Source organism: Enterobacter cloacae complex sp. EB5, assembly GCF_031432835.1.
Lineage (GTDB): Bacteria > Pseudomonadota > Gammaproteobacteria > Enterobacterales > Enterobacteriaceae > Enterobacter > Enterobacter hormaechei_C.
Genome location: NZ_CP133860.1, coordinates 1,855,500 through 1,868,763 on the forward strand (window position 1 = coordinate 1,855,500; position 13,264 = coordinate 1,868,763).

General features: G+C 50.3%; 8 protein-coding genes, 1 tRNA gene and 1 pseudogene. 6 read left to right on the forward strand and 4 right to left on the reverse strand.

The window, feature by feature from the left end; translation table 11 throughout:
* Positions 1 to 73: 73 nt before the first annotated feature.
* The gene (gene xanP, locus RHN82_RS08865) at positions 74 to 1,465 is read left to right on the forward strand and encodes a xanthine/proton symporter XanP (protein WP_015570053.1); all 1,392 of its coding nucleotides are present in this window, start codon (positions 74 to 76) and stop codon (positions 1,463 to 1,465) included.
* Between the two features lie 118 nt (positions 1,466 to 1,583).
* On the forward strand, positions 1,584 to 3,278 hold the full coding sequence (locus RHN82_RS08870) for an AsmA family protein (protein WP_047050356.1): 1,695 nt from the start codon (positions 1,584 to 1,586) through the stop codon (positions 3,276 to 3,278).
* Positions 3,279 to 3,362: 84 nt separating this feature from the next.
* Here RHN82_RS08870 and yicI read toward each other — a convergent pair whose 3' ends face one another.
* Both yicI and RHN82_RS08880 read right to left on the reverse strand, forming a co-directional pair.
* Positions 3,363 to 5,681: an alpha-xylosidase gene (gene yicI, locus RHN82_RS08875; RefSeq protein ID WP_047050352.1), complete on the reverse strand. Its 2,319-nt coding sequence runs from the start codon at positions 5,679 to 5,681 to the stop codon at positions 3,363 to 3,365.
* 12 nt (positions 5,682 to 5,693) lie between these two features.
* Positions 5,694 to 7,085, reverse strand: coding sequence for a glycoside-pentoside-hexuronide family transporter (locus RHN82_RS08880; protein ID WP_047050351.1), 1,392 nt, complete (start codon positions 7,083 to 7,085; stop codon positions 5,694 to 5,696).
* A gap of 287 nt (positions 7,086 to 7,372) precedes the next feature.
* On the opposite strand from RHN82_RS08880, the gene RHN82_RS08885 reads away from it, so the two are divergent.
* Positions 7,373 to 7,467: transfer RNA gene (locus RHN82_RS08885), tRNA-Sec, on the forward strand.
* Positions 7,468 to 7,629: 162 nt separating this feature from the next.
* Positions 7,630 to 8,853 (forward strand): phage integrase central domain-containing protein, encoded by a 1,224-nt coding sequence (locus RHN82_RS08890; protein ID WP_040117047.1) that lies wholly within the window; start codon positions 7,630 to 7,632, stop codon positions 8,851 to 8,853.
* A 95-nt stretch (positions 8,854 to 8,948) separates the two neighbouring features.
* Here the strand turns inward: RHN82_RS08890 and RHN82_RS08895 are convergent, their stop codons facing one another.
* Together RHN82_RS08895 and RHN82_RS08900 are read right to left on the reverse strand one after the other, a co-directional pair.
* The gene (locus RHN82_RS08895) at positions 8,949 to 10,574 is read right to left on the reverse strand and encodes a UvrD-helicase domain-containing protein (protein ID WP_040117046.1); all 1,626 of its coding nucleotides are present in this window, start codon (positions 10,572 to 10,574) and stop codon (positions 8,949 to 8,951) included.
* Position 10,575: 1 nt separating this feature from the next.
* Positions 10,576 to 12,278, reverse strand: a pseudogene (locus RHN82_RS08900) (ATP-dependent nuclease).
* 205 nt (positions 12,279 to 12,483) lie between these two features.
* Here RHN82_RS08900 and arsR point away from each other — a divergent pair.
* Positions 12,484 to 12,834, forward strand: a complete 351-nt coding sequence (gene arsR, locus RHN82_RS08905) for an As(III)-sensing metalloregulatory transcriptional repressor ArsR (RefSeq protein ID WP_040117044.1) — start codon at positions 12,484 to 12,486, stop codon at positions 12,832 to 12,834.
* Positions 12,835 to 12,881: 47 nt separating this feature from the next.
* Positions 12,882 to 13,247 carry an arsenite efflux transporter metallochaperone ArsD gene (arsD, locus tag RHN82_RS08910; RefSeq protein WP_040117043.1) on the forward strand — a complete coding sequence of 122 codons (366 nt, stop codon included), beginning with the start codon at positions 12,882 to 12,884 and terminating at the stop codon, positions 13,245 to 13,247.
* The last annotated feature ends 17 nt before the right edge of the window (positions 13,248 to 13,264 follow it).

Here is a 13,264-nt window from a genome sequence, read left to right on the forward strand (position 1 = left end):
TTTGCTGGCAATCGTTTGCTTTTACCAGGTGGTCAGATAAAATGCCCGCTTTTCCACCGTGGGATTGCCGCCGATGTCTGTTAACACTCTGGAGTCTGCTGATGCGCAACCGATTGCGCAGAAGCAAAACAGCGAACTGATTTACCGCCTTGAAGATCGTCCCCCGCTGCCTCAAACCCTGTTTGCCGCCTGCCAGCACCTGCTGGCGATGTTCGTTGCGGTCATCACGCCGGCTCTGCTGATTTGCCAGGCGCTGGGGTTACCGGCGCAGGATACGCAACACATCATCAGTATGTCTCTGTTCGCTTCCGGCGTGGCCTCCATCATTCAAATTAAAGCCTGGGGTCCGGTGGGTTCAGGTTTGCTGTCGATTCAGGGCACCAGCTTTAACTTTGTGGCGCCGCTGATCATGGGCGGTACGGCACTGAAAACCGGCGGCGCAGATGTCCCGACGATGATGGCGGCGCTTTTCGGCACCCTGATGCTGGCAAGCTGCACAGAGATGATCATTTCCCGCGTTCTGCACCTGGCGCGCCGGGTGATCACCCCGCTGGTCTCCGGTGTGGTGGTGATGATTATCGGCCTGTCGCTGATTCAGGTGGGTCTGACCTCCATCGGGGGCGGCTACGCGGCAATGAGCGACCATACCTTCGGCGCGCCGAAAAACCTGCTGCTGGCAGGCGTCGTGCTGGCAATCATTATTCTGCTTAACCGCCAGCGTAACCCGTACCTGCGCGTGGCATCGCTGGTGATCGCCATGGCCGCCGGTTACCTGCTGGCGTGGGCGCTGGGCATGCTGCCGGAAAACACCACCCCAACCAACAGCGCGTTGATTACCGTGCCAACGCCGCTCTACTACGGCCTGGGCATTGACTGGAGTCTGCTCCTGCCGCTGATGCTGGTCTTTATGATCACCTCGCTGGAAACCATTGGCGATATCACCGCCACCTCCGACGTGTCCGAGCAGCCGGTCTCCGGCCCGCTGTACATGAAACGTCTGAAAGGCGGCGTGCTGGCGAACGGACTGAACTCGTTTGTCTCGGCGGTGTTCAACACCTTCCCGAACTCCTGCTTCGGCCAGAACAACGGCGTGATCCAGCTGACCGGCGTGGCCAGCCGCTACGTGGGCTTCGTGGTAGCGCTGATGCTGGTGGTCCTCGGCCTGTTCCCGGCGGTGAGCGGGTTTGTGCAGCACATCCCTGAGCCGGTGCTGGGCGGCGCGACGCTGGTCATGTTCGGTACCATCGCGGCCTCCGGCGTGCGTATCGTCTCCCGCGAACCGCTGAACCGCCGCGCAATCATGATTATTGCGCTGTCTCTCGCCGTAGGGCTTGGCGTCTCCCAGCAGCCGATGATTTTGCAGTTTGCCCCGGACTGGGTGAAAAACCTGCTCTCTTCCGGCATCGCCGCGGGCGGTATTACCGCTATCGTGCTGAATCTCATTTTCCCGCCTGAAAAGAACTGATCCCCACACGGCAGGCTGTCAATGCCTGCCGTGACATCTCTTTACACCATTCCCGCCTTGAGCATTGCGCATAAATCGTGCATAACACCCTTATGTGCGTTTCGCGGGAAGGAAGACCATGAAATTTATTGGAAAGCTGCTTATCTATCTTCTGGTAGCCCTGCTCATTGTAGTGCTCGCCTTTTATTTTCTGCTCCAGACCCGCTGGGGCGCATCGCAGGTCAGCAGCTGGATCACGGTGAATACCGATTACGAGCTCAACTTTGACCTGATGGATCACCGCTTTTCATCCCCTTCTCACATCCTTCTGGAAAACGTTACCTTCGGACGAGATGGCAAACCGGCCACGCTGGTCGCTAAAAAAGTGGATATTGGCTTAAGCAGCCGCCAGATCACCGACCCGCTGCATATGGATGCCATCACCCTGTTCGATGGCACACTGAATTTATCGCCGCAGACGGCGCCGCTGCCGTTCCAGGCCGACCGTCTGCAACTGAATAACATGGCCTTTAACAGCCCGAATACGGAGTGGGATCTCAGTGCGCAAAAGGTGACCGGCGGCGTCAGCCCGTGGCAGCCCGAGGCGGGGAACATACTCGGTAAAAATGCGCAAATCCAGATGAGCGCCGGGTCGCTCACCCTCAACGGCATACCGGCCAACAACGTGCTGATTCAGGGACAACTCAACGGCAAAGAGGTGGTGCTGAATACCATCGGTGCCGATATGGCGCGCGGCTCGCTGACGGGCTCGGCTCTGCGTAATGCCGACGGTGGTTGGGTTATCGACACCCTGCGGCTGAATGAGATCCGCCTGCAAAGCGACAAATCGCTGCTGGATTTCTTCGCCCCTCTCTCCACCCTGCCTTCGTTACAGATTGGGCGGCTGGAAGTGACCGATGCCCGTCTACAGGGGCCAGACTGGGCGGTAACCGACCTCGATCTCAGCCTGCGTAACCTCACCCTGAGTAAAGGGGACTGGCAAAGCCAGGAGGGACGGTTATCCATGAACGCCAGCGAATTTATCTACGGCTCGCTGCATCTGTTTGACCCTATCCTGAATGCGGAATTCTCCCCGCAGGGCATTGCGCTGCGTCAGTTCACCTCCCGCTGGGAAGGAGGTATGGTGCGCACCTCCGGCAACTGGCTGCGCGAGGGTCAGGCGCTGGTGCTGGACGACGTTGCCATTGCCGGGCTGGAATATACGCTTCCGGAAAACTGGAAAACGCTGTGGATGGACCCGCTCCCGGCATGGCTGAACAGCGTGACGCTAAAAAAATTCGGCCTGAGCCGTAACCTGGTGATCGACATCGATCCGGCATTCCCGTGGCAGATCACCTCCCTCGACGGTTATGGCGCTAATCTGCGGCTGGCGCAGGATCACAAGTGGGGCGTGTGGGGCGGTAACGCAACCCTCAACGGGGCGGCAGCAACCTTTAACCGCGTCGACGTGCGTCGCCCGTCGCTGGCGCTGAATGCCAACGCCGCAACGGTAAATATTACCGATCTGAGCGCTTTTACCGAGAAAGGTATTCTGGAAGCGACCGCCACCGTGTCACAGCTGCCACAGCGACAAACCACCGTGAGCCTGAACGGGCGCGGCGTACCGCTCAATGTCTTGCAGCAGTGGGGCTGGCCAGCGCTGCCGATTGCGGGCGACGGCAATATTCAGCTTACCGCCAGCGGCAGCGTGCAGGCGAATGCGCCGCTGAAGCCGACGGTGAACGGGAAGCTGAGCGCGGTGAATATGGATAAACAGCAGGTGCAACAGACCATGACCGCCGGGATGGTGTCGACGGTGGCTCCGGCACAGTAAAAAGCCGGGTGGCGGCTTCGCCTTACCCGGCCTACGATCTAATGTAGGCCCGGTAAGCGAAGCGCCACCGGGCATTTTTACGGCTCAGAGGTGAACCACCACCTCATCCCCGTCGGCTTTCACCACCACACCCCACTCGCTGCCCACATGTGAACCGCCTTTTACGCCGCCGACCTTCTGCACGTTGCGCAAGCACACCGACCAGTTTTGCGCATCTCCCGCGCCGGTAAAGGTCACGACGTCGCCCTGACGTGACGCCTTCAGCGTAAACACCACAGAGCCGTCCGCCGCAGGCACTTCACTCACCGCCGTTGCGCCATCGCTCAGGTTGAAGAGCTGGAAGGCCGTCCCCTCGTGCCACGCATAGTCTGGCTTCTGGTTATTGTTACCCAGCGCCAGCAGCGTGTTGTCGCGCACATAGACCGGCAGGCTCATGAAATCGTGCTGCTGCTTATGCCAGCGGCTGCCCTGAATTTCATCGTTGTGCCACAGGTGCGTCCAGTGCCCTTCCGGCAGGTAGAACTGCACGTCACCCGCCTCGGAGAACACCGGGGCCACCATCATTGCATCCCCGAGCATGTACTGGCGGTCGAGGTAATCGCACGCCGGATCGTCCGGGAACTCCAGCATCATTGCCCGCAGTATCGGCGTGCCGGACTCGCGCGCCAGCGCCGCCTGACGATACAGGTACGGCATCAACTGACACTTCAGCTGCGTGAAGTGGCGCACCACGTCGCAGGACTCGTCATCGTACGCCCACGGCACGCGGTAGGATTTGCTGCCGTGCAGGCGGCTGTGGCTGGAGAACAGCCCGAACGCGCACCAGCGTTTGTAGACGTGCGCCGGAGCGGTGTTTTCGAACCCGCCGATATCGTGGCTCCAGAACCCGAAGCCGGACAGGCCAATCGACAGCCCGCCGCGCAGGCTTTCGGCCATCGATTCGTAGTTGGCATAGCAGTCGCCGCCCCAGTGTACCGGGAACTGTTGCGCCCCGACGGAGGCAGAACGGGCAAACAGCACCGCCTCTTCTTCTCCCACCGTCTCTTTCAGCACGTTCCACACCAGTTCGTTATAAATGTAGGCGTAGTGGTTGTGCATCTTCTGCGGATCGGAGCCGTCGAACCACTGAACGCCCGTCGGGATACGCTCGCCGAAGTCGGTCTTGAAGCAGTCGACGCCGATCGCCACCAGGCCTTTCAGCTTGTCGGCGTACCACCTGCACGCGTCCGGGTTGGTGAAGTCGTAGATTGCCAGCCCCGGCTGCCATTTGTCCCACTGCCACAGGGAGCCGTCCGGGCGCTTCAGCAGGTAGCCCTTCTCTTTCAGCTCCCGGAAGATCGGCGATTTCTGGCCGATATACGGGTTGATCCACACGCAGACCTTCAGCCCTTTCTCTTTCAGGCGGCGGATCATCCCTTCCGGATCCGGGAAGGTCACCGGGTCCCAATCGAAGTCGCACCACTGGAAGGCCTTCATCCAGAAGCAGTCGAAGTGGAACACGTGAAGCGGCAGGTCGCGCTCGGCCATACCGTCGATAAAGCTGTTCACCGTCGCTTCGTCGTAGTTGGTGGTGAACGAGGTGGTCAGCCACAGGCCGAACGACCACGCAGGCGGCAGCGCCGGACGGCCGGTGAAGCGGGTATAGCGGTTCAGCACTTCTTTCGGCGTCGGGCCGTCGATCACGAAGTACTCCAGATACTCCCCTTCCACGCTGAACTGCACTTTGGAGACTTTTTCGGAGCCGACTTCAAACGAGACGTTCTCGGGGTGATTCACCAGCACGCCGTAGCCGCGGTTGGTCAGGTAGAACGGGATGTTTTTGTAGGACTGCTCGGTGCTGGTGCCGCCGTCGCGGTTCCAGGTTTCGACCGTCTGGCCGTTGCGTACCAGCGCGGTAAAGCGCTCGCCCAGGCCGTAGACCGTTTCCCCCACGCCCAGATCCAGACGTTCAAACACATAGTTGCGATCGGTATTGCTGTCCTGCACGTAGCCGTTGTTTTTCAGCTGGCTGCCGGTAATGCGCTGGCCGTTGCGCAGGAAATCCAGCGCCCAGAACTCGCCTTTGGTGACGCGCACGCTGACGCTGCCGCTTTTCAGATCGGCAAATTCGGCGTTGTTTTCAATCTCAACTTTTACATCCTTCAGAACGTTCAGCGGATAGTGCGGGCCGTTATTCAGCGCGCCCTGGAAGTGCTCAATGCGCACCCCGACAATCCCCTCCTGCGGTGCAAACAGGCGCACCGTGAACATCAACGTGTCGAGCTGCCAGGTGCGTTCGCGCACGTCACGCGGCGCGACGTACACCACCAGGTCATTGCCCTGCTGCTCCACGTCGAACACCTGCACCGGATACGTCACGTTCAGGCCCGGTTGAATAAGCCAGTTTCCATCACTGATTTTCATGCTTACGTCCTCTTAGTTCTGCAATTCTTTGCTGACTGGCAGGTTTTCAAACTCCTGCTGATTGCGGCGCGCGCCCTGCGCCAGCTCGCGCAGGATTTTGGTCAGGAAGGGGGTTTTCAGCGTGTAGTAGCGTTTGGCGATAATGGCGCTCAGCACGTAGCAGATCGCCGGAGCCAGCGTAAACAGGCCGATGATGATGCTGATGGTCGCGCTGTTCTGGGTTTTGGCTGCCGCGTCGTAGCCGCCGCCTGCCATCATCCAGCCGATCATCGCCCCGCCCAGCGCCAGGCCGAGCTTCAGCACGAACAGCGTGCCCGCGAAGCTGATGCCGGTCAGACGTTTGCCGTTGGTCCATTCGCCGTAGTCGACGGTATCGGACATCATCACCCACTGAATCGGCGTCACCAGCTGGTGCAGCACGCCGATAACGAAGATGAAGCCGAACATCAGCACGGTGGCATGCATCGGCACGAAGAACATCGCCACGCTGACCACCGCCAGCGCGGCGTTGGTCCACCAGAAGATGCTGACCTTGCACTTCCAGTCGGTGAGCGGTTTCGCCAGCGCGGAGCCGATCAGGTTGCCGACGCAGTAGGTCGTCAGGAAGGCGACGAACACCTCCGGCGAGCCCATGATCCAGGTGCAGTAGTACATCATCGCGCCGCCGCGCACGCAGACGGCGAGGATGTTGAGGATGGTCAGCACGCCGACGATGCGCCACTGGTCGTTTTGCCAGATATCACGCAGATCTTCACGCATGGAGGTGGTGCTCGGCGGCACCTGGATGCGCTCTTTGGTGGTGAAGAAGCAGAACGCCAGCATCAGGAACGCGACCACCGACAGCACGGCGATCCCGCCCTGGAAGCCGAACGCCTTATCGTCGCCGCCAATCAGGTTCACCAGCGGCATCATCAGCACCGTGGAGAGCATGCCGCCCGCCGTCGCCAGCACAAAGCGCCAGGACTGGAGGGAGATACGCTGCGTCGGGTCGTTGGTGATCACGCCGCCCAGCGCGCAGTAGGGGATGTTGACCACGGTATAGAGCAGGGTCAGCAGGGTGTAGGTGATGGCGGCGTAAACCATTTTACCGTTGAGGCTGAGGTCCGGCGTGGTATACGCCAGCACGCAGACGATGCCGAACGGGATCGCGCCGAACAAAATCCACGGGCGGAACTTGCCCCAGCGGCTGCGGGTGCGGTCGGCAATCAGCCCCATGCACGGGTCGGAGATCGCATCCAGCGCGCGGGCCAGCAGGAACATGGTGCCGACAAACCCGGCGGGAATACCAAAAATATCGGTGTAGAAAAACATCATATAAAGCATGACGTTATCAAAAATGATATGGCTGGCGGCGTCTCCCATGCCGTAGCCAATCTTCTCTTTTACTGACAGGACTTCGCTCATATTTTTATCCTTCACGCTGTAGGGGGCGCTGAGACCGGTTACCGTTTTTTAAACCATTGTTTCAGGGGCGGGTATTGCGTTTTCTGGTTAAGAGATTACGTTTCTTGTTTTTTGTGATCGGGATAAAAGTTGATGAGCACGAAATGCTAACCTGAGGATTTTCTTAAGAATTAGCTGAAACAGGGGGATTCAGGTCAAAAGAGAGGTGAAAAAAGTGGTGTGGGGTATGTGGTAAATGCCTGAAAGTAGCTATAATGCGCCCCGCCTCCATGTAGCAATGCAGGCGCGGAAGATCGTCATCTCCGGTGAGGTGGCTGGACTTCAAATCCAGTTGGGGACGCCAGCGTTCCCGGGCAGGTTCGACTCCTGTGATCTTCCGCCAATTAGCCTCTACTGAACTCCACTGTCTCAAGTAAATCCCCTATAATACCCGCAATTAAAGCTGATTATGTTCTCCCGAGGTCTACTGTCTCTACCAGAATCAAGTGCATTCTGGGGGCATAATGGGGGGCATGATTTATAGTCCCATTTTGAGATGCCCCCAATGAAGCTAACAGTCAGACAAATCGACACAGCCAAGCCTAAAGAGAAGCCGTATAAGCTATCTGATGGTGGAGGCCTCTACCTTGAAGTAACTACCAACGGCTCACGTTACTGGCGTTTAAAGTATCGCTACGCAGGTAAAGAAAAGCGTCTTGCTTTCGGCGTTTATCCCGAGGTTTCTCTCGCCCAAGCGCGCGAAAAGCGTGATGCTGCGAAAAAGCTGCTGTCTGCTGGAAGCGATCCCGGTGAAGTAAAGAAAGCAGAGAAAATTGCCCAAAAGCTTAACTATGAAAATACCTTCGAAGCTATTGCACGTGAATGGCATCAGTTGAGAGCGGATCGTTGGTCATTACGCTATCGCGATGAAATTATTGATACCTTTGAAAAGGATATTTTCCCCTACATCGGTAAGCGCCCTATAGCTGAAATTAAGCCCATGGAATTGCTGGAAACCCTTCGTCGTATGGAAAAGCGTGGTGCATTAGAAAAGATGCGCAAAGTCAGACAGCGCTGCGGTGAAGTATTCCGTCATGCGATTGTGACCGGACGCGCTGAATACAATCCAGCACCCGATCTCGCCACAGCCCTCGCAACACCAAAGAAAACACATTTTCCATTCCTAACAGCCGAAGAACTCCCTCACTTTCTTAGGGATCTTGCCGGTTACACCGGTAGCGTTATTACCAAGACTGCGACTCAAATCATCATGCTTACAGGGGTACGAACTCAGGAATTACGTTTTGCCCGCTGGGGGGATATCAATTTTGAAAAGCGGCTTTGGGAGATCCCTGCTGAAGTGATGAAGATGAAACGACCACACATCGTTCCGATGTCGGATCAGGTTGTCGAGCTCTTTGAGTCACTTAAACCTATTACCGGGCTATACCCACTGGTATTCGTCGGACGTAACGATCGAACGAAGCCGATCTCAAAGGAAAGCGTTAATCAGGTTATTGAGTTATTGGGATATAAAGGAAGGCTGACAGGACATGGTTTCCGCCACACGATGAGTACCATCCTCCATGAAGAAGGTTTTAACTCGGCATGGATTGAAACGCAGCTTGCGCATGTGGATAAGAATGCGATACGTGGGACTTACAACCATGCTCAGTATTTGGAGGGACGTAGGGAGATGATGCAGTGGTATGGGAACTATCTTGACAACCTTATTGTTGATAGAGATAGTTCAATATACTTTCCAGACCTAAAAACCATTAATATGTAATGTGTTAATTATCTTTATTAATGTATAAGCCATTGTGGGTATTTAAAGCAGATAAGAACAAATATGGTGCATATTAAAATATGCACCAGTATTTCCTAACGATAAAGACCCTCTAGTTGGGGCAATTTAAAAAAGTAAGATGCTTCAGACTTCTTAAATGCACCAGTCGAGTTTTGGCGTAACTCTGCATTAATTAATACGCAGCATTTCTCAGCTCTTGTAATACCAACGTAATGAAGGTTTATTTCTTGTGGAAGACTGGGATAAAGTGCTATATTTCTATCAACCTCATTTACTAATCTATATGGAAAAGACCATTCATCCATATCCAAATGTAATACTATTTTAAATTCAAGTCCTTTAGACTTGTGAAGTGTCATTACTTGAACTTCATTTTTATCTAATGGCATAAACTGCTTTAAGTACATACTATCTGATATAATTTCCAAAACTGCATTATCATTAGATTCAGTAAACTGAATGTTTAGCATTCCAGCGATTTCATGGAAGTAATTAATTAGTTCCTCATCTGTTAGATTACTCCTGAGAATTTTAATTTTTTTCCTTAATGAAAACTGATGGTTGTCATTCATGATTAAGCCATCAAATACTTTATTAATTAATTCTTGCGCAGTACCTATTGCCTTGTATCTATACGCTAGAAGATCTTTATATAAATCTGAACATTCTGTGCCCAATTTATCTAATGGCGTATCAATATAAACCCTAAAATTTGATGTCAATCCCGAGCATAGCAATAGTAATGACTGTTCTTTTCTTGCAAAAATAGCTATTTGGCTTGCTTGGTCCACGCCCCATTGACCTACATTTAACCATTTTGAAATCCATGATGATAATGTCATCGAAACATCTTTAAGATTTCCAGGCAATCTCTTCCTATAAACATTAATACTTTCACTTGGCAATAATACGAAATTTGAATCTAGTAGTCGAGATGCATAATTAATTATTGATGAATGACATCTATGATTTAAATTTATCTCAAAATGTTCAAAAATACTTTTATCTCTAACCAAGTCAAGTAACAACTCTGCATTTCCACCTCGAAACTCATAAATTGATTGCCAAACATCACCAACAGCAATAGAACATAAACCGATCTCATTTATTTTTAAAAATAATTGATGCTGTGATAAGGATGAGTCTTGATATTCATCTATAAATATATGGCTATATCTCGCTTTTATATATCGTTGTGCTGCAGGAGATTCATTAAGTATTTTTAAAGATAAGGCAGCAAATGAACTCATCCACAGCATTCCCTCATCATACAGTCTCTTATAGCCAGCGTCTTCATTGACATTAACAATTGATGGTGTTCCAAAAAAATCCTCCTTTAAGTAATATTTATATGGAGAATCTAATTTCTTAAGTACTTTACATTCTGTTAGTTTGCCACCCCATATTTTGGGAAGAAACGGAATGATTATTTCATTTAAGCAAAAGCTATCAATCGTACCAAAAAAACTATGTTTTATATCGTGCCCATCGGCCTTACATCTACGCTCCAGTTCTGCACTTGCTTTCCTTGTGAAAGTAATAGCAATGACTCCTTTATGCTCAGGAAGACAACCAGTAATATTTCTAATTTTCTCTTTTATAACTGTAGTTTTACCGCTACCAGGGCATGCTGTTATTACCATACTTTTAGGGTAATCAATGGCTAATGCTTGCTGAGTGGTTGGTGAAAAAACGCTCATTTCATTCACCTTTAACTATTTTTACAAGATGGTGTAACGGTTTAACCAAATCACCCATACTAAGTTTATCAAGGTCATTTTTAATTTTCTTAAGAAGTATGCGCATTCTTATTGCTTTTTTCTTTTGTAAATATTCTATTGCGCTTTGGTTATTTTTTTTATCTAGTGCATCTAATATTGAAGCACCTAATTCTTCTACAAGAATCAGTTTCCAAATCAATTTTTGATAAATATATTCCAGATCTATTCACTTCATCAGAAACTCTTTGCCAATCACCGTTAGCAAGAGTATCTTGAGAAGATATTTTTTTGTCGCTATGCTCAAACTTTTCTATACCAGCTATATCTAAACATCGATTAATACCTGCATAGTGCCACTTTTCTTTATCTTTTAGCTTTGATACATCGTTATCAGTGCGCATTACCCATGGAATTTCTAAAGCATCTAGAATTGCTGCGTATATTTTAAATGATATTCCATCAACTGAAATCAATGAAATATTCAAATAATCTAGGTCAATATTCAAACTTTTAGCTAAGGAATGATAAAACAAAATTTCGGATGGCCCTTCGATTAAGAAAACGCCATTTGAAAAAAATGATTCTGCTGGTAATATACTCATCCGATAGCTCATATCCTCCCAGCCATCTGAAATACCTTTTGAGCATCCTTCACTTGCGGCTACAGTGTGTCCCCCCACGGTCAAGCAATCTTATTATAGAGTCTGGCTCAAAGTTTACCGCTATTTGGGGAGAATGTGATGAAATGATCGTTTGACCTGGGATTTCAGCTATCAAATAATCAGCCAATTTTCTTTGTTGGTGAGGGTGTAGGTGTGCTTCAGGTTCTTCGATAACATAGAAGATGACTTCGTTATCGATATCATGTTCCTTAATACTTTTCGCTTTCCATAATGCTAATAATATTTGATTGTTCCGTCCGTCTCCTCCAAGCATTACGTTAGAACCATTTGTATTAGCTCCAAGTTGTAGATTATCAATAAAATCATTTATTCCAATTGCCCCAGTATCTAGTTGCACAGAATACTCTGAATAATGATGTGCAAGTTTTTTCAACTCATCGTTGATTTCTTTTGTAGCTCTTTCTACATATACAAGCTGAGATATCTTATCATTGATCAACTGCAAATCTGTACTTATCTCTCCTAATAAATCTTCATCTTCTTTTCTTTCATCAGAGTTCAATGATTGTTGGGCAATTTTTAAGAGTTGTCTTTTTTCTTTGCGGATAAATCTTTCTAAATCTCGTTGTGACTGAATGTATTTTAGATTAACGAACTTAAGATAATAACGAGAGTTAATTTCTTGTAAAGACTCTAAAGAGTCACCTATAAAAAGTTTGTAGCTGAGATCAGATTTTTGTGCAACATACTTGATAAAAGATTCACCAGAGTCACTGACATTACCTTTCAAAATTGAAAGGACCGCATCTTCATTGATATCTTTAAAATGAAGAATAATCTCAAACTCTTCACATGAATTTCCATTTTCTAAATGGAAATCAAGCTCATTTGGTTCAATTCCTGAATCTGATACACTTTTATCTAATAGCATTCTTAGCGAATGCAGCATATTACTTTTGCCAACATCATTAGCTCCGATAATCAGAGTGTTCGAATTAAAATTGATATGTGCATCTTTAAAATTTCTAAAACCTTTAAGTTTCAGATATGATATTTCCAACTTAAAATCCCTCTTTAAAGTAAAAAATCATATTTATAATGAGGTTTCACGTAAAGTATGCAACCTAATTTTGCTCATTTTTTGCAGCAGATCTATTAGTTGATTTGGTGAAACGAAGGGTCTACTATGATTATAAATATATGATTTACCATATGCATTGATTCTGTTCTTTAAGCAACACAATTTCAAGGCCTCGTTAAATTTAATGAAAATCATAGCATTACAACTGTTCAAAAATCTCTCCGATGAAACCCGCTTGGGCATTGTGCTTCTGCTCAGGGAGATGGGAGAGCTGTGCGTGTGCGATCTCTGCGCGGCGCTGGAGCAGTCGCAGCCCAAGATCTCCCGTCATCTTGCAATGCTCCGGGAAAGTGGTCTATTGCTGGACCGTAAACAGGGCAAGTGGGTTCACTACCGCTTATCCCCGCATATTCCTTCCTGGGCCGCTCAGGTGATTGAGCAGGCCTGGTTAAGCCAACAGGACGACGTACAGGCCATCGCCCGTAAGCTGGCATCGTCAAACTGCTCAGGTAGCGGTAAGGCTGTTTGCATCTAAAAAATTTGCCTGAATATATATGATTTTTCGAATGTGAGGTATTCAGAATGAAAACGTTAAAGGTGTTTGACCCGGCAATGTGCTGCAGTACCGGCGTATGTGGCTCAGATGTCGATCAGGTTCTGGTTGATTTTTCTGCTGATGTGCAGTGGCTGAAAGGACGTGGTGTACAGGTTGAACGTTACAACCTGGCGCAGCAGCCCATGAGCTTTGTTCAGAATGAGAAAGCGAAAGCATTCCTCGAAGCATCTGGAGCAGAAGGGCTTCCGCTACTGCTGTTGGACGGTGAAACGGTGATGGCAGGGCGATACCCAAAACGCGCTGAGCTGGCTCGCTGGTTCGGTATACCGCTGGAGAAGGTAGGGTTAGCTCCCACCAGCTGCTGTAGTGGTGGTAATACTTCCTGTTGCTGAGTATGTCAGGAGGACAT